The sequence below is a fragment of the Mycoplasma razini genome, from assembly GCF_048076865.1.
GTDB lineage: Bacteria > Bacillota_I > Bacilli_A > Mycoplasmatales > Metamycoplasmataceae > Mycoplasmopsis.
In genome coordinates this window covers 707,905-733,717 of sequence record NZ_CP182212.1, presented here as the reverse complement: position 1 = coordinate 733,717, position 25,813 = coordinate 707,905, and the positions used below count along the sequence as shown (strand labels likewise).

General features: G+C 30.2%; 15 protein-coding genes and 3 tRNA genes. 16 read left to right on the top strand and 2 right to left on the bottom strand.

Going from position 1 to position 25,813, the window contains the following annotated elements:
- Window positions 1–75 precede the first annotated feature (75 nt).
- The 7 genes from secA (at window position 76) to ACM0L0_RS02835 (ending at window position 12,718) form a co-directional block, all read left to right on the top strand.
- A complete protein-coding gene (secA, locus tag ACM0L0_RS02865) occupies window positions 76–3,777 on the top strand; it encodes a preprotein translocase subunit SecA (RefSeq protein ID WP_416738473.1) in 3,702 nt (1,233 codons plus the stop codon).
- Window positions 3,778–3,971: 194 nt separating this feature from the next.
- On the top strand, window positions 3,972–5,591 hold the full coding sequence (locus ACM0L0_RS02860; protein ID WP_416738472.1) for an ABC-F family ATP-binding cassette domain-containing protein: 1,620 nt from the start codon (window positions 3,972–3,974) through the stop codon (window positions 5,589–5,591).
- 2 nt (window positions 5,592–5,593) lie between these two features.
- Entirely contained in the window at window positions 5,594–6,274 is a 681-nt protein-coding gene (locus ACM0L0_RS02855; RefSeq protein WP_416738471.1) for a 16S rRNA (uracil(1498)-N(3))-methyltransferase, read from the top strand.
- Window positions 6,275–6,429: 155 nt separating this feature from the next.
- Window positions 6,430–6,864 (top strand): 50S ribosomal protein L13, encoded by a 435-nt coding sequence (gene rplM, locus ACM0L0_RS02850; protein WP_416738470.1) that lies wholly within the window; start codon window positions 6,430–6,432, stop codon window positions 6,862–6,864.
- Window positions 6,865–6,866: 2 nt separating this feature from the next.
- Window positions 6,867–7,265, top strand: a complete 399-nt coding sequence (gene rpsI, locus ACM0L0_RS02845) for a 30S ribosomal protein S9 (protein WP_416738469.1) — start codon at window positions 6,867–6,869, stop codon at window positions 7,263–7,265.
- A gap of 60 nt (window positions 7,266–7,325) precedes the next feature.
- Window positions 7,326–7,402, top strand: a tRNA-Ile gene (locus ACM0L0_RS02840).
- A gap of 405 nt (window positions 7,403–7,807) precedes the next feature.
- Entirely contained in the window at window positions 7,808–12,718 is a 4,911-nt protein-coding gene (locus ACM0L0_RS02835) for a hypothetical protein (protein WP_416738468.1), read from the top strand.
- A 155-nt stretch (window positions 12,719–12,873) separates the two neighbouring features.
- On the opposite strand, the gene ACM0L0_RS02830 is transcribed toward ACM0L0_RS02835, so the two are convergent.
- Window positions 12,874–12,949 (bottom strand) — tRNA-Lys (locus tag ACM0L0_RS02830).
- Window positions 12,950–12,955: 6 nt separating this feature from the next.
- A tRNA-Leu gene (locus ACM0L0_RS02825) sits at window positions 12,956–13,041 on the bottom strand.
- Between the two features lie 98 nt (window positions 13,042–13,139).
- On the opposite strand from ACM0L0_RS02825, the gene ACM0L0_RS02820 reads away from it, so the two are divergent.
- The 9 genes from ACM0L0_RS02820 to ACM0L0_RS02780 all read left to right on the top strand — a co-directional run bounded on the left by ACM0L0_RS02820 (window position 13,140) and on the right by ACM0L0_RS02780 (window position 25,561).
- Window positions 13,140–13,694: an inorganic diphosphatase gene (locus tag ACM0L0_RS02820; RefSeq protein WP_416738467.1), complete on the top strand. Its 555-nt coding sequence runs from the start codon at window positions 13,140–13,142 to the stop codon at window positions 13,692–13,694.
- Window positions 13,695–14,002: 308 nt separating this feature from the next.
- The gene (locus ACM0L0_RS02815; RefSeq protein ID WP_416738466.1) at window positions 14,003–15,358 is read left to right on the top strand and encodes a BMP family ABC transporter substrate-binding protein; all 1,356 of its coding nucleotides are present in this window, start codon (window positions 14,003–14,005) and stop codon (window positions 15,356–15,358) included.
- Between the two features lie 146 nt (window positions 15,359–15,504).
- On the top strand, window positions 15,505–17,298 hold the full coding sequence (locus tag ACM0L0_RS02810; RefSeq protein WP_416738465.1) for an ABC transporter ATP-binding protein: 1,794 nt from the start codon (window positions 15,505–15,507) through the stop codon (window positions 17,296–17,298).
- Window positions 17,288–19,429, top strand: coding sequence for an ABC transporter permease subunit (locus ACM0L0_RS02805; RefSeq protein WP_416738464.1), 2,142 nt, complete (start codon window positions 17,288–17,290; stop codon window positions 19,427–19,429). The genes ACM0L0_RS02810 and ACM0L0_RS02805 overlap by 11 nt, the downstream gene beginning before the upstream one ends.
- Before the next feature lies 1 nt (window position 19,430).
- A complete protein-coding gene (locus ACM0L0_RS02800; RefSeq protein WP_416738463.1) occupies window positions 19,431–20,393 on the top strand; it encodes an ABC transporter permease in 963 nt (320 codons plus the stop codon).
- A 331-nt stretch (window positions 20,394–20,724) separates the two neighbouring features.
- Complete coding sequence (locus tag ACM0L0_RS02795; RefSeq protein ID WP_416738462.1) at window positions 20,725–22,290, top strand: HAD family acid phosphatase; 1,566 nt, start codon at window positions 20,725–20,727, stop codon at window positions 22,288–22,290.
- A 133-nt stretch (window positions 22,291–22,423) separates the two neighbouring features.
- Window positions 22,424–23,599 (top strand): hypothetical protein, encoded by a 1,176-nt coding sequence (locus tag ACM0L0_RS02790; protein ID WP_416738461.1) that lies wholly within the window; start codon window positions 22,424–22,426, stop codon window positions 23,597–23,599.
- Window positions 23,600–23,621: 22 nt separating this feature from the next.
- On the top strand, window positions 23,622–24,587 hold the full coding sequence (locus ACM0L0_RS02785) for a DHH family phosphoesterase (protein ID WP_416738460.1): 966 nt from the start codon (window positions 23,622–23,624) through the stop codon (window positions 24,585–24,587).
- Window positions 24,587–25,561: a DHH family phosphoesterase gene (locus tag ACM0L0_RS02780; protein WP_416738459.1), complete on the top strand. Its 975-nt coding sequence runs from the start codon at window positions 24,587–24,589 to the stop codon at window positions 25,559–25,561. Before ACM0L0_RS02785 ends, ACM0L0_RS02780 begins: the two co-directional genes overlap by 1 nt.
- Window positions 25,562–25,813: the final 252 nt, after the last annotated feature.

Sequence of the window (25,813 nt, the reverse complement as noted above, 5' to 3'; positions counted from 1 at the left end):
TAAGAAACGTTTTTATCTTCTTAATAGTTAATAATTCCGTTTATTTAAATAAAAAGTCAGTATAATTTAAACATTATGAGTAATTTAAATAAATTTTTCGATCTTAAGACTACAGAAATGCGAATTGCAGAAAAATCACTTAAAAAGATCAATCAATTAGAAACTATTGTTGAGAAATTTACTGACCAAGAATTGAAGGAAAAAACTCAATTCTTCAAGGATTTATTGGCTCAAGGATACACCTTAGATGACATCAGAAATGATGCGTTTGCAGTTGCTCGTGAAGCAACTAAAAGAGTTTTAGGTAAACGTCCATATGATGTGCAAATTCTTGGTGGATTGCTTTTAGATTTAGGATCAGTTGCTGAAATGAAAACAGGAGAAGGGAAAACTATTACTTCTATTGCACCAGTCTATTTAAATGCCTTACTTGGAAAAGGTGCAATTGTTTCAACAGTTAACGAATACTTATCTGAACGGGACGCCATTGAAATGGGAGAAGTTTTTAACTTTTTAGGCTTAACGGTTGGAATTAATAAAGCACAAATGAATCCAGTTGATAAACGTCAAGCTTATGCAGCTGATATTACTTATTCAGTCCACTCTGAATTAGGGTTTGACTATTTAAGAGACAACATGGTTAAAGATGGAAGCGAAAAAGTGCAACGTGGATTACAATTCTGCTTAATTGACGAGGTTGATTCTATCTTAATTGATGAGGCAAAAACTCCTTTAATTATTTCAGGTGGGGAAGCTGAAGATACTTCGTCATATTTTGCAGCAGATCAATTTGTACGGACATTAAATAAAAACGACTATTTAATTGATGAAGAATCTAAAGCTGTAACTTTAACACATGCAGGTATCGAAAAAGCTAATAAGTTTTATCATACCCCTAATTTTTACAATATTGAAAATTCAGAAACTGTACACCTTGTGCAAAATGCTTTAAGAGCACATAAAATCATGAGAATTGATGTTGAATACATTGTCCGTGAAGGAAAAATTGAGTTAGTTGATGCTTTCACTGGACGTATTATGGATGGACGTAGTTATTCAGAAGGACTTCAACAAGCTATTCAAGCTAAAGAAATGGTTGAGATCGAACCTGAAACAAAAACACTCGCAACCATTACTTATCAAAACTTTTTCAGAATGTTTAAAAAACTTTGTGGAATGACTGGTACAGGTAAAACAGAGGAACAAGAATTTATTGACATTTATAATATGCGGGTAAATGTAGTTCCAACTAATAAACCAATTGCCAGAATTGATGAGCCAGATGCTATCTTTGCAACAGCTCAAGATAAATGAAATGCTGTTGTTGAAAAAATTATTGAACTATACAAAAAGGGTCAACCTGTTTTAGTTGGTACCGCACAAATTGAAGATTCAGAAATTGTGCACAAAATGCTTATCAATCGTGGTATTCCTCATACTGTGCTTAATGCAAAGCAAAATGCTTCAGAAGCTGAAATTATTTCTCATGCTGGTGAGGTTGCTTCGGTTACAATTGCAACTAATATGGCTGGTCGGGGAACAGATATTAAACCTTCAGCAGAGGCCTTAGCACGTGGTGGTTTATATGTACTTGGAACTGATAAAGCTGAGTCAAGAAGAATTGATAACCAATTAAGAGGGCGTTCTGGACGTCAAGGTGATGTTGGTACAAGTAAGTTTTATGTTTCAATAGATGATCAATTAATGCAAAGATTTGCTAATTACGAAAGTTTTAAAGAAGCTTATGCAGATTCAAAAGGAAAAGAAGTAACTAATAAACAATTACGTTTTGCTTTTAATCATGCTCAAAAGAAAATTGAAGGATTTAACTATGACTCTCGTAAATCAGTTCTTAACTATGATGATGTTATCAGACAACAACGTGATTTAATTTATGCTCAAAGAGATTTAATTCTATATAGTAGAGATATTGTCTTCATTGTACAAAGAATGATTGCTTCTGCAGCTCGCAGCATTGTACGTAGAGGTGAATATAGATTACATAATAATACATATAACTATGCTGCCTTAGTAAGTTTCTTGAATGAAAACATTGGAAGTTTAATTAAATTCCATTTTGACTTAGGCGAAATTTCTAAAGTGCATGAAAGTGATTTACCTGAATACATAGCAAATATTGTTTTAACAGTTTATAAACAATGAGAAGAAAATGCTTTTGAAAATGCAAGTCAAGACGAAATTTTAACATTACTCAAAGAAACTATTTTACAAACTTTAGACGAAAAATGACAATCACACATTAATAAGATGGACAAATTACGTTCAAATGTTAATTTAGTTCAATATTCACAAAAGAATCCATACCAAATTTATACTGAAGAAGGAACTAAAGCTTTTGATGCTATGATTGACGACATTGCTTATGGTGTTTTATTAAGAATCTTTTCAAATAGAATTGGAATGAAATCATTGATCACTAAAGAAATGAGATCTGATAGTGTCTTCCAACAAATCTTGGCAACTATGCCAATGGATCCATATCGTTCAATTGAAGAACAAGAACGTACATTGATTGATATTTATAACTCAATTAAGCGTAGACTTGAAGAAATTGAACATGAAAAAGAAGAGCAACTTGCAAAAATGGATCAAGCATTACAAGATGCAAATCAACCATTTGGACAAGATGATAATCAACCAAGTTTTTTAGAGGAAGCTTATCAAAATAACCATGTTGAAAATGACTTCAACAATTTAAATACTGAGTTAAATGACTCAAATTCAAAAAAGAATAATTTTGTAGTAAAAAACAAGGAAAAAACATATAATTTATATATGGAAAACTCAATAACGAGGGACAACCAACACAGAGTACTTCGTGCTCATGCGTTATATCCTGTGAGAAGATTCCCAAGTAGACCAAGAAAATTTATCATTCAATATGTTTCATTACCCACATATGAAGAAGTAGATTTAGAAGAAACGGAGAATAATATGAAAAGATGCCTTAGATGTTCTAGAAATTTTAGAAACTGTAAACACGTAAGACAATGACAATTAACAGCTGAAGAATTTGAAGAATTCAACAAAGTTCCAGTTGTGGAAGAAGTTGCAGAAGAAGTAATTATTGAAAAAATTAAACACAAAGAACCTGTAGTTATTGAAGAATTAGTCGTTGTTGCTAAAAAATGTCACTGTGATGAAAAATGTCAATGTCCTTCAGAAGCTGAATGCCAATGTTCAACAGAAGCTCAATGTCCAGCAGAAGAAAATTGTGAATGCCCTGCTGAAGTAGAAGAAAAATGCTCAACAGAAGCTGAATGTAAATGTGATGAAGAAAAAGAAGAAGTTGCACAAGATATGCAAGCAACAGAAGAAATGGTTCAAGTAGTTGAAGAAGTTGCTAAAGAAGATGATTGCAATTGTGAAACTATGGAAACAAGAGAAGAAAATGTTATGGAACCAATTGGTGGAGCATGCTGTGGTGGAAACTGTAAAGCTAATGCAAATGCAAACACAGTAAAACGTCATGTTGATGAAAAGAGATCAACATCAGCTATCTTAGCTTACCAAGAACAACTTAAAGAATTAGATTCAGAAAACATTGCAAAAAGAGTTAATGAAATTGAAGCTGCTAGAGCAGCTGCTCATGATGAAATTGCAGCACAATGTGCATGTGAAACTGCTGAAGAAGTAAAAGAAGAATGTGCATGTGATAATGTAGCTGGACAAAATGAAGAATGTAACTGCTACACATTACACGATGTTGCTTTAGAATATGTTGATTACTTTGTAGAATTAAAAAATAGATTATAAAAAAATTCAATTCACCTAACCATATGTTGGGTGAATTTTAATTATTTTATTTATTATTATGGTGTATAATTTATCTGAGCCGACATCGAGTGCTTAACTTTGATGCCAATCGCCTTCTTTAGAAGGTTTTTTTAATATTTTTATAAATTAAAAATTAAATTATAATATAGCAACTAATAATATAAGGAGACTAAATGATTGAAGTTCAAAATTTAAGTAAAATTTTTAGTGATAAAAAATTATTCGAAAATGTTAACTTGAAGTTTACTGAAGGTAATACTTATGGAATAATTGGGGCTAATGGAGCTGGTAAATCAACCTTTCTAAAGATCATTGCTGGACAAGTTGAGCCTTCTGGTGGAAATATAGTAATTGAAAAAAATAAACGTATTTCAGTTCTTTCTCAAGATCACAATGCATATGATGATATGAATGTAACTGAAGTAGTTATCATGGGAAATACTGATTTATATCAAATTAAAGAAGAAAAAGATGCCATTTATATGAATCCAGATGCAACTGATAAAGATTATGAAAGAGCAGCTGATCTAGAAGAAAAATTTGGTATGTTAGGTGGTTGAACAGCTGAAAATGATGCGCAAGAATTACTTGCTAATTTACATATTCCAAAAGATAAATGAGAAGTACCAATGCGTGAATTAACAGCTAACCAAAAAATTAAAGTTTTATTAGCTAAAGCATTATTTGGAAATCCTGATATCTTAATCATGGACGAACCAACTAACCACCTTGACTTAAGAAGTATTAGATGACTTGAAAACTTTTTAATTGACTATCCAAATGTTGTTATTGTCGTATCCCACGATAGTGATTTCTTAGATGCTATCTGTACTCACATTGTTGATATTGACTATAATGAAGCTAAAATCTATACAGGAAATTACAGTTTCTGAAAAGAATCTTCAGAATTAGCACGTGAAATGATGAAACAATCTAACTTGAAGAAAGAAGCACAAATTGAAAAGTTAAAGGAATTTATTGCTCGTTTTAGTGCTAATGCTTCTAAATCGCGTCAAGCTACTTCACGTAAAAAAGCTTTAGAAAAAATATCATTAGACGAAATTAAACCTTCTAATCGTAAATATCCATATGTTCGTTGAGAAATGAATCGTGATCATGGTAAACAAATTTTAAATGTAGAAGATTTAACTTATGTTAATGATAAAGGAGAAACAGTCTTTGAAAAAGTATCCTTCTCTTTAAAACCAGGAGAAAAAATGGTTATTGTTGGAGAAGATGACATTGCTAAAACAAAATTCTTAGAATGTTTACTTGGAATTACTAAACCAACTAGTGGAACAGTTGAATGAGGACAAACAATTACTCCTTCATACTTCCCAAATGAAAACTCTAAATATTTTGACACTGATGAAAATATTTTAGAATGAATCTCAAAATGACCTTTAGAAAATAAGGAAAAAGAAAATCGTGAAAACGATGATGCACGTATGCGTGGATTTTTAGGACGTATGTTATTTAATAATGACTCAGTCTTTAAAAAAGTTAGAGTAACTAGTGGGGGTGAAAAAGCTAGATTAATGTTTTCACGTATGATGTTACTTGAATCTAACTTTATTATATTAGATCAACCATTAGACCACTTAGATGCTGAATCAATTGACTCAGTTATCGAAGGTGTTAAAAACTTTAAAGGTGGAGCAATTTTCACCACATATAACAGAGCCTTTGTTAACCAATGTGCTGATGTTATTTTAGAACTTCAATCACCTAAGAAAAGCTTTATTTTCAGAGGTACTCTTGAAGAATATGAAGCTATTATGAATGAGGAATAAGTATGAATCGATTCTTTGTAACTAAACAAAGTGGTGATAAATTTGACTTAGATCCTGAAATTATTAAACATATAAAAGTAATTAGAGCTCAAGACAAACCCTTTATATGTGTTTATCAAAATGAATTCTATCAATGCATACTTGAAAATAATCAAGCTAAAATTGAATTTAAATTAGAACAAAATCATGAATTAAAACATGAAGTAATCTTAGCTTTAAGTGTCATAAAATTAGATCGCTTTGAGTGAGCTTTGCAAAAAGCAACTGAATTAGGAGTAAGTAAAATCATTCCGATTTTAACTCAATATACTCAACATGATTTAGTTAAGTTTAATAAATTTGAAAGTAAATATGATCGTTTCAAAACAATCTTACAAAATGCAGCAGAGCAAAGTTTTCGAAACAAAATTCCTGAATTAGCACCTTTAACTAAATTTGAAGATGTTATTAAATTACCAGGAATTACTAAATATATTGCACATGAAAAAATAGCTACTTCAGTTTCACTGCCTCAACCCATTGATCAAGATGTATTGTTTTTAGTTGGACCTGAAGGTGGATTTAGTGAAGAAGAAATCACTTTAGCACAAGAAAACCAAGTTGCCCCGGTTTCACTAGGAAGTCGGATTTTACGAGCAGAAACTGCTGCAATTTATTTATTAAGTCAAATAAAGATACAATAAATAATTTAAAAATATATAAAATGCCTTATTTTTAAGCAAAAATAGATAATTAAAAATATTAGTTTATTAAGTTTTGTGTGTTATAATTAATAAGCAATTTAAAAAAATTAACCGAAACCTAAATAAATTTATATAGTTAACGTAGGAGGATTAGCATGAGACAAACTACAATAGTAAATACTCAACAAGCTAACAAAAAATGATATGTTGTTGACGCTGAAGGACAAGTACTTGGTCGTTTAGCTGCACAAGTAGCATCAGTATTAAGAGGAAAAAACAAACCAACATTTACACCTAATGCAGATATGGGTGATAACGTAATTATTATCAACGCTGAAAAAGTTGTTTTATCAGGTAATAAAGAAGAAGACAAGATTTACTACTCACACTCAGGATACCCTGGTGGACTTAAATCTATCACAGCTGCTAAATTAAGAGTTAAAAGACCTACAGCTATTATTGAAAAAGCTGTTAGCGGTATGCTTCCACACACAAAATTAGGAAACAAACAACGTAGAAACTTATTTGTTTACGCTGGACCAGATCACAAACACGCAGCTCAAAATCCAGAAAGATTAGAGGTTAAATAATTATGGCTAATAACAATGTAATGTACCGTGGTTTAGGAAGAAGAAAATCATCAGTTGCTCGTGTAAGACTTACACCAGGAACAGGAAAATTCACAATCAATAACCGTGATGCTAGAGATTACTTAACATCTGATATCTACTTAAAAGATGCAAACCAACCATTTGTTTTAACAGAAACATTTGGAACATTTGATGTTAGTGTAAACGTAACTGGTGGGGGACTTAGCGGACAAGCTGGAGCAATTAGATTAGGAATCGCTCGTGCTTTATTAGAAGCTAACGTAGATTACCGTGCTGCTCTTAAAGCTGCAGGAATGCTTACAAGAGATGCTCGTGCTAAAGAACGTAAAAAACCAGGTTTACGTGCTGCACGTCGTGCAAGACAATTCTCAAAACGTTAATAAACTTAATAATTTTTGTATGCATAGAAATATTTTATGATATAATATGCATACATATTTGCGAGCGTAGCTCAGCTGGTTAGAGCACACGACTGATAATCGTGAGGTCGATGGTTCGAGTCCATTCGTTCGCACCATTTCAAGAAATTGACCAAACTTCTCACTCTTGTAGTGAGGAGTTTTTTATTCTTTAAAACTTTAAAAAGACAAATACTTATTAATCGAAAATTATTTTTTATTTTAAGATCATAAAAATAAAAGCCTTTTTACTGAATATACACAAAAGATCACTAGTATATTGCTATTGCTTGTATTAACAAAAGAATTTGCTAAATGTTTAACAAATTACAAAATAATTTCCATTTAGTAATTTTTTATAATTTTTACCCTAAAAAATAGAATTCTAATAAAAGCTATTAAATTGCTTTTTCTTTGTTTTAAAGTAAAAATGTGGTACGTTCCACATCATGTGCCTATCTTTGAATTAGTCGAAAATAAAAATATATAATATAAGTAGAATAAAACTAACAAAGGAGACTGAAATGAATAAAAAGAAACTATTATTATCCTCAGGTATTGGGGTTGTTTTAGCATGCAGTGCACCAGCTGCCTTATTATCAGCAAGCACCACAGCAGAACAACAAAAAACTGAATTAAACCAATTACTTGATAAATATAAGTTTGACAAAGAAACTGGAGGTTTAAGAGAAGATCAAATAAAAGCATTTAAAACTAAAATTGACCTACCATCCGCTAACTTTGAAGAACTAAAAAAAGAAATTACTGATCAGTATAACTTAATGAGTACATATTTTAAAGTATTTATTAACTTAACTGTAGGTAACCCTTACCTTATAGATGATTCCACATTTAGTGATTACAACTTTTATGGTAAGAAAAATGGAAAATGAAATGATATGAAAAAAGCAGCTACTGAAGCTGTTAAAATTTTTGAGTCAAAATCAACAGATGAAGTTAATGAAACAATTTTAAAAACTAAATACAATGAATTTCAATCAAAAATAGTAAAAATCCTTCAAGAAAAATCTGATACTAAAAATGGAAAAGAAGCCTTCAAGGGTTGATACTATGAATTCTTTAAGGAATTTTATAAAACAGATTATAACTTTAAAGATATGGAACTTGATGCAACTTTTAATCCTTTAGAACCAATTAGTGAAAAAAATAAACCCAAAGACACATTAGGTTCTTTTGGTAGATTATTATTAATGATGATTGGTACTTTAGATGGATATGAAAAAATAGATGGACCAGAAAACTTCGGAAGAGTAGCTAACTATGATAGTGAAACTACTTTAGATAAAGCGTATGGTGCATGACCAGGGTTATCAAAAGATGCTCAAGATCAAAATAAAGATACTGTTTACTTATCTTGAATTAGATACAGAATGAGTAAATTTAGAGAATTTCGAAAAGAATTTAATGAATATTTTGATTCACCAGCAACTTATAAAAACTCTGATAATTATTCAACTTTAAATTCTAATCAAAAAACAATAATTGATGAGGCAGGAAAATATTTTGCAAGCCGTGAAAAACTTGAAAAAATTAAAGAATATATCACTACAATTCCAAAGACTGATCATGCACTTTTAAACCCTGAATTCATTTTTTCTAAAAATGGAGATAGTACAGATTTAGGAAAAACAGGACTATATAACAAAGGGCATTTAATGAATTTAAGCGTCAACCGTGGATATTGAAAAGAATTTGATAAAGTAAAAGATGTTTTAAAATCAACATTAGGTGGCGAAATAACAAGAGCACATTCAGATATACAAACATTAAAAAATATATCATTAATTATAAAAAACGATGCAGAAGCTAAGCTTTATGAAGCAAAATCATCTAAAAAAATAAAAGAAATTGTTGAAAAATGCAAAGAAGCAGATGCTGTATATGAAAAAGCGCTTAAACAAATAAAAGAATTTTACAGTTTTAAAAATGACCCATCATATTCAACACTATCAGATAAAGCAAAAGAAAAATATATTGCGGAAGTTATGAAATATAAAAATGAATATTCAATAACTCCAAATGAGAAAAATGATTGATCTAAAGAAAAAATATACGGAAAAAATGTAGATATAAAAACAATTGCCACTGATACAAAACTAGAAGAAAATAAAAAAGCTATGGAGCAATTCCAAAAAGATCTATTCAAAAATGATATTGAAGAGAAAATTAAATTTGCTTTTGAAGCAGGTAAAATTAATGAAGAACAAAGAGATAAATTAAAGAAACTTGTAACTGATTCTCAAAATGATTTAGATAAATTAAAGAAAATATCTAGTTCTATTGATTCTATAACGGATATGGCTCAAACTATAAAATATGCAAGAGACACAATTAAATCAATGGATTTTATACCTGAAACAGGAGGTGTAACTGATTTTAATAAAGCAGATTATATTTCCAAACTTACTGAAGGGGAAAATTTAATTAACAATATTTCTCCAGAAAACTTTGAGGATTCTGTAAATCAAATAAAAGATAAGAATCAAAAGTTGAAAGAATTAGGTATTGAATATAACAAAGCTGCTAGAAAAGAATTTGATAGTCTTACACGTAACTTAATTAGTAAAGAAACTTCCCCATTATATAACAAACAAAACTTAAATGATGTTGAGTCAACTTTACATTTTACTAAAAATAGAAAAGATTTAGAATCTGCTGTTGATGCATATAAAAAATTAGCTGAAAAAACCCAACAACTTGTAGAAACTAAAGAAAACATCGATCAATTAAAAGATCTTCTACCAATTGAAAAATTCAATGAAATTAAAGATATTGCTAATAAAAATGATCCTATGAATTTTAATACTAAGGATATTTATTCTGATGTTAAAAAAGTTAATGATGCTATAAAAGGGCTAGAAGCCTTAGGCCTTGAAGAAAAAATAGTAGAAGCTGCTAAAGCAAAAATTGAAGAATACAAAAAAGCTGGATTGCTAAGTCCTGAAACTTTTGTAAACGATCTTAATAATAAAGAAAATCAGAATATAGAAAACATTGTTAAAATACTTGAAGATGCTAAATCACAATTAGATGCAAAACTAGCTGAAGATAAAGAAAAGGCAAAAAAAGCTTTAGAAGAAGCTAAAGATAAAGCTGATAAAGCAATTCAATCAGAAATTAAGAAATATGATGATAATACAGTTAAATTATCAGAAACTAAAAAAGCTGAAATTCTAAAACTACTCAAAGAAGAACAAGCTAAGATTAAAAATGCAACTACACCAGAAGCTGCTGCTAAGATAGCTGATGATGCTATCAAGTTAGCAAAAGCAAAAGCAGACGATTATGCAAATAAATTAGCAGAAGCTAAAAAGACTGCTAAAGAAAAATTAGATGCTAAAGAAAAAGAGCTTGAAACAAATAAAGGTAAATACACAGATACAGAATATAAAGAACTAGAAAAAATTCTAACTGATGCTAAACAAAAAGTGGAAGAACAAACAGATATTGATCAAATTCAACCTATTGTTGATAAAGCATTAACTGATTTGGATGCCAAAGCTAAAGAAATTACTGATAAGAAAACAGCTGATGCTAAAGATAAAGCTAACAAAGACCTAGAAGCTGAAATTCAGAAATATGAAGCTAATGCTGATAATTTACCAAGTGATAAAAAAGCTGAAATTATTAATTTCTTAAAAGAAAAGAAAACTGCAATTAATAATTTAACTGATGAAACCGAAATTAAAAAGGCCTCTGATGAAGCTAAAAAAGCAGCTAAAGATTTAGCTGATAAATATGCTCAAGATTTAGCAGAAGCTAAAAAGACTGCTAAAGAAAAATTAGATGCTAAAGAAAAAGAGCTTGAAACAAATAAAAGCAAATATACAGATGAAGAATATAAAGAACTTCAAAAGATTCTAACAAATGGAAAAAGTGATATTGACAAACAAACAGATATTGATCAAATTCAACCTATTGTTAATAAAGCATTAACTGATTTGGAAGCAAAAGCTAAAGAAATTACCGATAAGAAAACAGCTGATGCTAAAGATAAAGCTAACAAAGAACTTGATGAAGAAATTAAGAAATACCAAGACAACACTGATAATTTACCAAGTGATAAAAAAGATGAAATTATTAATTTCTTAAAAGAAAAGAAAACTGCAATTGATAAATTAACAGATGAATCTGCAATTAAAAATGCGTCAGATCAAGCTAAAACAGATGCTAAAGCAAAAGCAGATGAATACAAAAAAGAAATAGCAGAAGCTAAAAAAACAGCAGAAGCAAAACTTAATGAAAAAGAAAAAGAATTAGAAAAAGATAAATCTAAATATACTGAAGAACAAGTTACACAGCTTAAAAAGATTCTTTCTGATGCTAAAGATGCAATAAAAGGCAAAACAAAATCAGAAGAAATTAAATCAGCTGTTGAAAAAGCTATTAAAGAATTTGATCAAAAAGCTGGAGAATTAGCTTTAACTAAAGCTAAAGATGATGCTAAAAAAGAACTTGAAACAGAAATTAAGAAGTATCAAGAAAACACATCTAAATTACCAGAAGATAAAAAAGCTGAAATTCTAAAACTTCTAAATGATAAAAAAGAAGCAATTTCAAAAGCAACTAAGCCTGAAGATGCAACAAAATCAGCTCAAGATGCTAAAAAAGCAGCTAAAGATTTAGCTGATAAATATGCTCAAGATTTAGCAGAAGCTAAAAAGACAGCTAAAGCACAATTAGATGCTAAAGAAAAAGAACTTGATGCAAATAAAAATCAATATACTGAAGAAGGCTTGAAAGAACTTAAGAAAATTTTAGCTGATGCAAAAGCTGAAATTGATTCTAAAACAGATATTAAAGATATCAAACCAGTTGTTGATGGTGCTTTAAGCAAATTTGATAAGAAAGCTCAAGAAGACAAATTAGCAAAAGCTAAAAAAGATGCTATTAGCGAACTTGAAAATAAACTTAAGAATTCAGAAAAAACATTAACACCAGAAGAAAAAGAAGCATTCAATAAAAAACTTACTGAAGCTAAAGATAAAATTCAAAATGCAACAAGTATCCAAGATGTTAATAAGATTAAAGATGAATTAAATAAATTAGTTGATAAAGCTGTTGCAGATCATGAATTAAATGCTAAAAAAGCACAAGCTAAAACTGATCTAGATAAAAAGAAAGATACATATAAAGAAAAAAGTAAGAGAGTTAAAGATGACTCAAGAGATGATTTCTTAAAACAACTTGATGTAATTGAAAATAAAGCTAAAGATAAAATTGATGCTGCTCAAACAGTTGAAGAAATTGGACAAATTTCTAATGATGCAGCAGAACAAATGCAAAAAGCTTATGATTCAGCAAGTAAAACAAACCTTCTTACATGAATAGCTGTCCTAGTCTTTGGAACAGTTGTGGCTGGAATTGGAATGACATTACTATTATTCAAAAAGAAAAATAAAGCTGATAAATAAATAATTAATCACAAAAATATTTCTAATTAATAGTAAGATCCTTACTATATATAGAAAATACCCTATTATGACTTAATAGGGTATTTTTATTTATTTATTAAAAAATAAAAATAAAAAAGCTTCTAAATAGAAGCTTTTTGGTCAATTTCTTGAAATGGTACGCCCTAGAGGATTCGAACCTCTGACCCAATGGTTAAAAGCCATTTGCTCTACCTGCTGAGCTAAGGGCGCAGATATTGGTGCCCAGGACTGGACTTGAACCAGCACGGTATTGCTACCGAGGGATTTTAAGTCCCTTGTGTCTACCATTCCACCACCTGGGCAACATTGTTTATTGCTTGTTGCTTAAGTATTATAACACAAGAATTATTTTCCAAACATTTTTTTTAATTTTTTTTCTTCAATATGTTACTATATAGATATGCAAAAAGAAATCCAAGTAAAAATTGAAATTCAAAAGAATTCAAGAATCAAATACGAATACAACAGAAAAACTAAACAAATTGAAGTAGACAGAATACTAAGAGGAGATTTTGTTTACCCATGCAACTATGGTTTTGTTCCTAATGCATTAGACTGAGACGGAGATGAACTTGATGTCTTATTATATTCAGAAGAAACATTCATGCCAGGAGTATCTTTAAATGCACGTATTATTGGTGCTATGAAAATGATCGATGATGGTGAAACAGATACTAAATTAATTGCTGTTCATGCAGATGATTATAGACTTGATCACATTCAATCGTTAAAAGATCTTCCATTACCATTTTTAGACACAGTTAAAACATTCTTCTCAACATATAAAAACTGAAAACGTGAAGGGATTACTTCAGTAGATGGTTTTGAAGATGTCACATGAGCTATGGCTGAATATGATGAATGTGTTGAATTAATGAATAAATATGGTGAAATGGATAAAAAAGAATTCATTAAACTAATGCAAGAAAAACACCCAGAAAAATACCAATTTTAATAGTAAATAAGCCCTATTTTAGGGCTTTTTCTTTATTTTTTTAATAATTTATCCTAGAAAAAATAATTCAAAAGCAATTTTGTTACATTATAAAATGCACAAAAAATGCATTTAGCACCTAAAAATAGGCAAAAAAGTTATTTTTCTATAAAATTAGAAAAATATGGAACAAAAATAAACTTATTTCCATATTTTGGATTTTCATCCTTCTAATTCTATATAATAATAGTGAACAAATTAGTACTAATAGAAAAATACAAAAGCGATTTGTTCGAGAAATTAATTAATTAATTATATACCGGAGAATTATGAAAAAATTTAAATCATTATTAATGGCGTTTGCTGGAATCTCAGCAGCTACATTACCTATTGTTGCAGCTTCATGTGGTGGAAATGATGCCAAAACTGAAGATGGAAAACAAGCTAAATACATTACACCAGATGAACGTGTTACAAAAGGTGTTATCAATGTAAACGAAAACTTAGCAGAAAAGATTCAAGCTTTAAAAGAATTACCTTCAATCGCATTCGTTACAGAATCAGGGGGAATTCTAGACCAATCATTCAACCAATCAGGATGAGAAGGACTTTTAGACTTAACTGATCAATTTAAAGCTGCTGGTAAAAACTTAGTTGCTAAACCAATCGAACCTACAGTTGGTGCTTCATTAGTTGACCAATACAATGCATTATTAGATTCAAAAACACAAATCTGAATTTTATCAGGATATGCACACGGTGACTTCTTACCAAACTTTATTAACGAAAACTCTGACAGATTAATCGCAAACAAAGTTAAAATCATTGGATTAGACTATGCTATTACTCCAGACCAAATCAAAGTTCCATTTAAAGACTTATATACAGTTACATACCAAGTTCAAGGACCTTCATATGTTGTTGGACAAGCAATTGCTGACTACTTAAACACATACTCAAAAACAAATAAAACAACTACAACATTTGGTGGTGGTGACTATGATGGTGTTACAGCATTTATGAATGGATATGTAAAAGGTATCTACTCATTTGACAAAGCTCATGCAGATGCTAAAGTTAAAGTTTTAACATCAGGATCAGATAACAAATTAGAAATTAACTCAGGATTCGAATCAGATCCTAAGATGCAATCAGCTATTACACAAGCTGTTGCAACAAATGCTAGAGTTATCTTACCAGTTGCTGGTACAGCTACAGCTATCTTAAAAACACAATTAGAACAATCTAACACAAATAAAACAGTAATTATTGGGGTTGATGCTGACCAATCAAGAGCATTCCCATCAGCAAAAGGATTATTCATTACATCAATTACAAAGAACTTAGGACAATCAGTTTATGATGCTCTTCTATACACAATCTTTGGATTAAACAACTCAGCAAATACATTTAATTCAGCTGCTACAACAGTTCAAACATTAAATGGTACACTTGAAAATAACTGAGTTGGATATGCACAAAGTACATTAGCAGATGAAGCAGAAAGAAACTTCGTTAATACAAAACTACAAGAATACAAAACACAATTCTTAAGTGCAAACAAAGAAACAAAAGACTACGTATACACAAACAGCACAATGCCTGGACAAGCTGCTCAAGCAAATGTTAATGGTGTTAATGTAGCTGATGCAGTTGTTAAAGAAATTGACAAAATAGCTCAATAATTTTGCTAAAAGGAAAAGTCGAAAGGCTTTTCTTTTTTTATTTATATGCCTTATTCCTAGCACTTTTTAAAATGAAAAAAAATAATTTTTTAATGTATAATTTTACTAAATAAGGTAACTTATTTTTAATTTTAGAAAAGAGGAAAATGAAAACAACTGTTAACGCTATTGAATTCATTAATATTTCTAAATCTTTTGGCTCAATTAAGGCCAACAGAGATATTTCCTTTTCTGTCAAGAAAGGTACTATCCATGCATTAATTGGTGAAAATGGTGCTGGAAAAAGTACTTTAATGTCAATTTTATTTGGTTTATATGAACCTGATGAAGGAATTATCAAAGTTAATGACAAAGAAGTATTAATCTCTGGTCCTAACGATGCTAACAAACTTGGTATTGGTATGGTGCACCAACACTTTAAACTTGTTGATGTTTATACAAACCTTGAAAACATTGTTTTAGGTACAGAAGATAACAAGAAGTATTCAAGAGTAATCGACTATAAACCTGCTATCGAAAAAATTAAAACAATTCAAGAAATGTTTGACTTGCATTTTGATTTAAATCGTTTAACAGGAAAAGAAACAGTTGCGACTCAACAAAAAGTCGAAATCATGAAAATGTTATATCGTGATTCAGAGATTTTAATTTTTGATGAGCCTACAGCTGTTTTAACTGATCAAGAAATCCAAGGTCTTTTAAACACATTTAAGTTGTTCAGAGGGCAAGGGAAAACTATTCTATTTATTTCGCACAAACTTGCCGAAATTAAAGAAGTGGCTGATAACGCTACTGTTTTAAGACATGGTCAAGTAAAAGGTAACTTCAAAGTAGCTGATGTTTCAATCGAAGAAATGGCTAACCGTATGGTTGGTGGAGAAGTTGAAGTTACAAGAAACACATATTCTGACACTTCAAACAATGAAGTTATTTTAAGTTTAAGAAATGTTACAACTAATGGAGAAAAACCATTACGTAATTTATCTTTAGACATTAAAAAAGGTGAAATCGTTGCTATTGCCGGAGTTGAAGGTAATGGACAAAGAGATTTAGAGTATGTAATCAGTGGTATGATTAAACCTGTTTCTGGTGATATCTTATTAAGACAAACAGATTTAATTAAGCAAAAATCTAAAGAAGTTTACAAAAAGAAAAAGCTTAAAAACATATCACTATTTTTAGGTACACTATTGATGATTTATATATCATTAGTTATGTTCTTCTCACCAATAAATGAAATATCTCAAAAAACAATTTTTTACATTTTAGGTGGTACTTTTGCTTCATTTGGATTGATTTTAGCAATTGTATTAATTATTGAACTTGTTAAGGAAATAAAAGGAAACAAGAAATCAGATCAAACATTTATTGAATTAAATCAATTAAGTGTTAAAGAAATTTCCGAACTTGGATTAAGTTTCATCCCTAGTGATAGACATAAACATGGTTTAGCACTAGATTATACAATTAAAGAAAATACTGTTTTACGTAGATTGTGAGATAAAAAATACAATCGTTTTGGTATTTTCAAAGATAAACCAATTGCTGATGAAACAAAAGACATCATAGAAAAATTTGACGTGCGTGGAGCTAGAAAAGGATATTCACAAGCTCGTTCACTTTCAGGTGGTAACCAACAAAAATTCATCGTTGGTCGTGAAATGAACTCACCACACGATTTCATTTTAATTCTTCAACCAACACGTGGATTAGACGTTGGTGCTATTAAAAATATTCACGAAAGAATTTTAAAAGAAAAAGCAGCTGGAAAAGCTATTCTACTTATTTCATATGAATTAGATGAAGTTCTTGCTTTAGCTGACAAGATAGCTGTTTTAAATACTGGTGAAATCGTTGCATGTAAAGATGCAAAAGATTTAACACGTACAGAAATAGGATTATATATGGCTCACAAGGGAGGAGATGAAAATGACAAATAGTTTAAAACAACCAAACAGTTTTTCAAAAACACTTGTTTCTTCTCTTGAAAAGACTAGAAAATACTTTATGTTTGAAGATAAAAAATCAAACAGAAGAAAATTCTACTCTTCATTATGAGCAGTAGTTATTGGACTGTTTTTAGCAAATATTTTATACTATGCAGTAGGTTCAGGTACATCAGATGGTAGTTTAAACTTCTTTTCTTTCTTTATTGATGTATTTAATTTTGCAACAGGACCCTCAACATTTAGAAACACTATTATATTCTTTATAGTTTTCGCATTTTCTGGATTAGCTGTAGCTATTGGGTTTAAATCCGGGCTATTTAACATTGGTGTTCCCGGCCAAATGCTACTTCCAGGTGTTATCTTCTTCGCTGTTTTAATTAGCTCAAGACTACCAAAAGATGACATTTCAGCTTCATATCTTGTCGGAATGTTCTTCCTTTCAATTATTGTAGGGGGAATTGCTGGTGGATTATCAGGGGTTTTAAAAGCCTTCTTCAATGTTCACGAAGTTATTTCAACAATCTTCATTAACTGAATTATTACATTTATTTCAATTTGAATTTTCACTTCAACAAACAATGTTTTATTCAGTCCAGATGCACCAAGTAGTTATGTTAAACAATGACTAAACCCACCATTTGGAACAAGTGTTATCTTTATTTCAAACGAATTAGTTAATAACTTTATCTACTTTGGTATTGCATTTGTTGTTCTTTTAATGTTAGTTATTTGATTTATTTACTCAAAAACAACATTAGGATACAAAATTAAAATGGTTGGATTAAACAAATCTAATGCTAAATATGTTGGTATTAATGAAAAATTAATGATCATTTTAATTATGTTTGCTTCAGGTGCTTTATCAGGTATTGCTGGATTCTACTACATAGTTATCCAACAAAAGAAAGTATCATTAGCAGCAGCTCCATTAAATATCGGATTCGACTGTATCGCTATTGCTCTTATTGCATTAAATAACCCAATTGGAACTGTATTTACATCTATTCTATATGCATTCTTAAATGCTGCTCAACCAGGATTCCAAGCAGTAAGAAGTATTTCACGTGATTTCAGTCCTATTATTACTGGTCTTATTGTCTTCATGGCTGCCTTATCATTAATGTTCTACTCATTTAGACCATTAGAATGAATAAGAAAACAAGCAGTACTAACGTTCCACAAGGAATATTGAGAAAACTTCAAGATATATCACAGATTGGTTCGTAAAACTCACAAACAAAAAGCTTGAGACAAACAAGAAATCTTCTTATCAAACAAATGAATGGAAGAAAATTCTAAAAAAGCTGAATCATTAATCAATAATGAAACTCTTGCAGCTTATGATACAGATTCAGTCAATGTTGTTAAATACTTATACAAAAAACTTGTTAAAAATGCAAGAAAAGAAAATAATGAAACTTTAGTTAACAAGCTAAAAGCTGAATATGCAGATTACAATGCATTTATTAAGGAAATGTCTAAAGCATTCTTTAAAGAATATGATCAAACTGTTGCTGATGCAAAAAGTAAATTAAAAGCTTTAAATGCTCAATATGCAGCAGATGTTAAAAACTTAAAAACTAATAATCAAGCAGTTGTAAAAGAAGCAGCTAAGAACAAACAAGTAACTCCTGAATTAGCTGAAAAAATTACTACTTACTACTCAGCAATTAACAAAGTAACTTCAGATTATGAAACTGAGTATTTAGAATTATTAGGCAAAATTAAAAACATTACATATCATAAAAAAGTTAAAATTGCAGCTAAATCAATTAAAGTTCGTAAAAATGAATACAAATACTTATTAAGACAATACGAAAATAAAGTATCTAAATTACTTGTTTCATTAAAAGGTAAAACACCTGATGAAAAAATGGCAATTTATGATGAAATTTCAAAACTAAAATTTGAATTATACAAAAACAAAGATAGTTTAGGTCTTAACAGAGTTGTTGAACTTAAAAACATTCAAAAAGCTGAAAAAAGAAATGCAAAACAAATTTACAAAGCACTCAAAAACAGAATCTTCAATGATTTCCATGAAAAACACTTCAAAACACCATATCAAAACTTTGTTATGAAATATGTGCCTATGTTAAACGAAGAAGGGGAGGCAATTTAATATGGCTGATATAACTCCAATTATCACTTATTTCATTTTCTTCTTCTTACTATTAATGCTTGGTACAATTTCAGGTATTTTCTCAGAAAGAGCCGGAATTGTCAACATTGCAATCAATGGTTTCATGGTGTTTGGTGCTGTTATGTATTTAGCATTTTCAGTATTAGTAACAAACGTAATTTTCCCTGATTCAAAAGAAATTTACTCTTCACCTTATTGACAAATACCTCTTACAATAGTATCGGTACTTGCAACAATGGTGTTCTCATTACTATTTGGATTTGCTACAATTAAATTAAAGGCAGAACAAACAATTTCAGGTTTTGCTATTAACGTTTTTGCCACAGGTATTGCTTCAATCTTAATACTTGTGCTAACAAGATTACAATTATCAGGTAACTTCGTTCAATTAAAGAGAAATGAATTAGCTTTAAATGCTTCATTTGCCAACTATGGTAACATTCTTTCATTCAAAACAGTTGTCTCAGTAGTAACAATTGTTGCAGCATGATTTGCTTTAAGAAAGACAAAATGAGGACTTAGATTTAGAGCTATTGGTGAAAACCCTCAAGCAGCTGACGTTGCTGGAATTAATGTTAACAAAATTAAATGAGAAGCAGTATTATTAGCTGGTGCTATTGCTGGTCTTGCTGGATCATTTTATGGTGTTGTTAACCCTGACTCATTATCTGCTACAAAAGAAGTTAATGGTTATGGATATTTAGCACTTGCAATTATGATTACAGCTAGATGAAAGATTTCAATTTCATTAATTGTATCAACATTATTTGCTGCGTTAATGTCATTATCATACTATGGTGTAAACTTATTAAATGCAGGAAGATACGGTGACTTATTAAAGACAATACCTTACATAGTAACACTTGTAATTATGGTCTTTACATCAAAATCAAACGTTGGTCCTGCTGCAGCTGGTATACCATACGACAAATCAAAACGTTAAAATTCAAAAGTGTTCAGGTTTGATCCTGGACATTTTTTATTTTCGCTTTAAAAAAGTGAATTTTTTAGACAAAATAGCATTAAATAAACAGAAAAAAGAACAGTAGAAATATTAGATTTGAAGTTTAATTTCATTGTTTTTAGTATAAAAAAGATACTTTTATAGCTGTTTTAAATAGTAATAAAACACCGAATGTGGAAATTTCCACATACAAAGAGATGTAAATGTGGAAATTTTATTTTTTTCCATATTTTTTTTACTTTTTTATGATACCGAAATTGCCAAGTAATAGAATAAGGGTGGGTAAAGGCCCAGATGAAAGGTAAAAACAATGAACAAAATTAAATCAGTATTATTATCATTTGCTGGTATCTCAGCAGCTGTATTACCTATTGTTGCTTCTTCATGCAGCAATACTGAAGATACAGATAAAATTAAAAAATTAGAAGGTCAAGTTAAAGAATTACAAGCAGGTTTAGAATCTAAAACAACTGAATTAGCAACAGCTAAATCAGATGCAGAACAATCAAAGAAAAAAGCCGATGACTTATTAAGCAGACGTGGAAAGACACAAGAAATCACATCAGATTTATGAAACTCATTCTCATCTGAAAAATATGTAACAGGATTACAAACATATAGACTTGCAAAAATGGCATTCGATGCTATGATCAAACAAGACAATGTATCTTTAGATAAAGTTAATGCAACAGGTGACACAATTACTGTAGGTGCCACAGATGAAGGAAAATTTGTACCAGTTGTATGAATGGACCTTGATGATACAGTTTTAAACAACTTTTTATACCAAAACTGGTCAGTTGTAACTAACCAAACAGAATTTAGTTCTTCAGACTGAACAAAATATGTAAACACAGCAACAGCTAAAGAAGTTGCAGGAGCAATCGAATTTATTAAATATGTATGATCTAAGGGTGGGGTTGTAATGTTCAACTCTAACAGAAAACAAGTTACAGAAATGGCAGGAACTGTAAAGAACCTTGAAATCCTTGGATTAGACAAGAAATACATGCCAGACTGAATTTGATTCATGGCCGGAGAAAACAAAGTATCAGCTCAATCACCATATAGTTTTACAAACAGAAATGTCAAAGTTTCTAAAGAAGAAAGAATGACATATGTAAATAAAAACAAACTTCCAATTAACGGAAAAGAAGTTCAATTTAAATCTGTAGTAAGAATTGGGGATGACATTTCAGACTTCAATGATAACTTTACTAAAGGTAAAATTAATGGTAAGTTTATTACAACAGCTCAAGTTATTGATGGGCTTAAATCAGATAAAACAACATATGGAAAATTATTCGCAAATGTTGACATAACTGTAAAAGGTGTATACTATGATGCAACTAAATCTGCATGAGTACCAGAAACTCAATCAGAAAGTTATGTTTTAGTATCAGGAAACGAAAGTTATGGAACATGAGTAAGACACTTAATGGATGGTGGATACTCAATCGACTATGATAAAGCAATCAAATTATTATCTTCATGACAATTTGATCCAAATGCTAAACCAGCTGTAACTCCAGAAGTTAAACCAGCTCCAGCTACACCAGCTCAACCAGCTCCAGCAGCTAAACCAACTACAGGAGATAAACAACCAGCTCCAGCAGCAGGTGGACAAACAGCCCCAGCAGCTAAACCAGCTACAGGTAGTGAAACAGCTCCAGCTACAGGTACAGGCTCACAATCAGATCCTAAACCAACTACACCAGCAGGTGGAGAAAAATCTCCAGAAACATCTCAACCAGCACAAGGAGACAAAGTTACAGAACCAGGTGCTAAACCAGCAGGAGATGGAAGCAAAGAAACACCAGCTCCAGCAGCAGGTGGGGATAAAGCTACACAACCAGCTCCAACTGAAAACAAATAAAAATAATTAAACTGTGAACATATAAAAAATCTAAAATAAAATCAATTTCAATTTTAGATTAAACAATATTCCTCATTATTTATGGGGAATATTTTCTTTATGTATTCATTACTGAATGTAGTACAATTAAAATATGTTTAAACACTTTAAAAAATTATTATTTATAACACCAATTATTACTACAATTTCACTACCTATGGTTTCATTAGCATGTACACCACAACAGCAATATATTGATGCTGTGGAAGATTGAGAAAAACTTACCAAACAGTATGAAGAAAAAGTTGCAAATGGACAAAAGGAATTTACATATTTGGCCATTGTAATGAAGAATGCAGCTTCATTTTATGGTCAAGGAAATGAACTTGCAAATCAAGCTGGAGGTCATTTTTCAGCTAATCAATACTTTAATTTAGTTGCTCAAATAGAAGCTAAGAAGAAGTATGTAGAATATCTGGCTCAGGCTTTAGAAAAAGATCCTAAAATGTATAATTCAGAGACTTTAGATATTATCTCTTTATACCAACTAATTTATACTAATAATTCAAATGACTTATCATTAGGTTCAATTGATGCACTTGGTGAAAAGATTTTTAATATTTGAGGAATTAAATCAGAAGATTCACTTGCATTTGCTGAAGATATTGTTGAATCAAGCAAAAAATACAAATTAGATCTTAGTGTATTAAATGAAATATGAACTACTATTTCTAATTATTCATATGCACAAACACATAGAGAGATAGTTGAAAATGCTCAAACATTCAAAGAACTCAGTTTATTACCTTTACAAGCAGATGAAAATAAGTGAAATAAAATTGAATTAGCTTCAAGTTTAATTGAAGGCGCAAATAAAGCATACAAGTTATCTTTAGAAAACCTATCTAACTTATTTAAATCAGCAGAATTTATTAATTCATTAACAGAAGAACAAAAAGCAGTTATTAAACAATACCAAAGCAAAATTACAGAGATGAAAAATAATGCTATGCTAGCTAATTTACAAAGCACACTTGCAAATACAATAAGTCATGTATTCAAGGATATTTATTTAAAAATCTTATTTTCATTTTATCAAACTAATAAGTTTTCAGCGATTTTATCAGCTCCAACTTACAATAAATTAATTACTGCATTAGAAAAAGGATATAAAGAATATCTAGAGCTTTCTTTAGTGTTAAATAGCAATTCTATCCCAGTAGATACAGTTGAAAAAATTGCTAAATTTAATGTTATCTCACCAGAAGAATATAGTGAAATAAATGATAAAATTAAAGAGTATTTAACTAATAATATTTCAAAGAATTAACATAAAATAGAAAGGAAATAATATGATTATAGGAAATTCAAAAGTTGCGATTGACGCAATTGAAAAATATGACAATATTGTTATTTTTCACCACATTAGACCTGATGGTGACTGTTTAGGATCACAAGCAGGTTTAGCAGAATTAATCAGAACAAATTACCCTAATAAAAAGGTATTTACACCAGGTAATAACTTACACTTATTCGACTTCATGGGATATCATTTTGATAAAATTGAAGACATTGATTTTACAAACTCTTTAGCTATTGTAGTAGATGCATCTAGTGGAGATAGAATTGAATGTGCTGAGTTATTATATGAAAACAGAACTACAGCTAAATTAAGAATCGATCACCACCCTAATGGTGCAGATATTGATTACGATTACAATTGGATTGATGAACATTATGTAGCAGCAGCAGAAATGATCGCTCAAATTGCTTATGATGGAAACTATACAGTAACACAAAAAGCTGCATCACACATTTATTTAGGAATTAATACTGACTCAGGTAGATTTTTATATCCAGATACATCAGCAAGAACACATCGTTTAGTAGCTTTCTTAATGGATACAGGATTCCACCCTGCAGAAATTTTAAGAGAACTTTCAAAACGTACATTCAAATCAATTAAATTTGTTGGAAAAATTCTTTCTGAATTTAAAAAAGAAGGAAGAGTTCTTTACTATGAAATTGATGCTGAAACATTAAAAAAATATGACATGGATTCATTTGAAGCAGCTCAATACGTTAATGAACTTGCTAACATTGAAGACAATTCATGCTGAGCATTATTCATTCAACTTGAAGATGGTAAAGTACGTGGACGTTTAAGATCAAACGGACCACTTGTAAATAAAGTAGCCAACCAATTTGCTGGTGGTGGACACGATAATGCTGCAGGTATTACAATTGATTCATGAGATCAAGTGCCTGAAGTTTTAGCTGCATTAAACCAAGCTATCGTGGAATGAGAGGCTAAATAATGGTTGTTGGTAGTTTAGAACTAGTTACAAAAGAACTATACAAATATGACTCTATTGTTATTTTTCACCACATTAGACCTGATGGTGACTGTTTAGGTTCACAATTTGGACTTAAAGAATTAATAGAAACAAACTTTCCTAATAAAAAAGTTTATGCAATTGGTGATGCTAAAGGATCATTCCCATTCATGAACTTAGTAATGGACCCTATCCCAAGCGATGAAATTCTAGCTAACTCACTTGGAGTTGTTGTAGATGGTGGGGACAAAGAAAGACTTGAATGTAGAGAAGTTTTAGATAAAAATATCTTCAAACAAGTAATTAGAATTGATCACCACCCAAATAGTGATGATTTAGGGGATGATACAATTAGATGAGTAGATTCTTCTTATATAGCAGCTGATGAAATGATTACTGATATTGCTGTGACAAATGAATGAAAAATTACTCAAAGAGCAGCTAACTTATTATATTTAGGAATTAATACTGACTCAGGTAGATTCTTATTTGATAAAACTTCTGCTAGAACATTAAAATTAGCAGCTAAACTTTATGAAGCAGGTTTACAAGCTGACTTTATTCACAGAAACTTAGCTACAGTAACTTTAGACGATTTAAAATTCAATGCTTGATTAATGTCAAGCCTTAAAACTAGAGATGGTGTAGCTTACATTCAAAATGATTTAGCTTCAACAGCAGCTATGGGGAAAACACCTCAACAATCAGTTAGAGTTAACTCTATTGCTAATATTGATGGATACCCATTCTGAGTACAATTTACAGAAGAAGAAAATGGAAAAGTACGTGTTGAATTTAGATCAAATGGACCTATCGTTCGTAATGTAGCAGTTAAATGAGGTGGTGGAGGTCACGAAAGAGCTTCTGGTGCTATTATTGACTCATTAGATTTAGTAGAAGCTGTTATTGATGACTGTGTAGCTGAAGTAAAACGTTACCAAGAAGAAAATAAATAATACTAAAAGTCTTATAAAAGATTGACAAAATTAATGTCAGTCTTTTTTATTTTCAAATACATTTTTTAATTTTTAGAAATTGTTTTCTAAAAATATGGAAATAATTATCAGGATGTTCCACAATTACACAAATTTTACTTATTTGACTGTGTAGTAGATATATTTGTGAATTTAATTTCTATTTGCTTCTGTTTTTTTTTTTTTTTTTGTTAATCTAATAGTAAAGGAGTGTCTAATAAAAAAATAATGCAA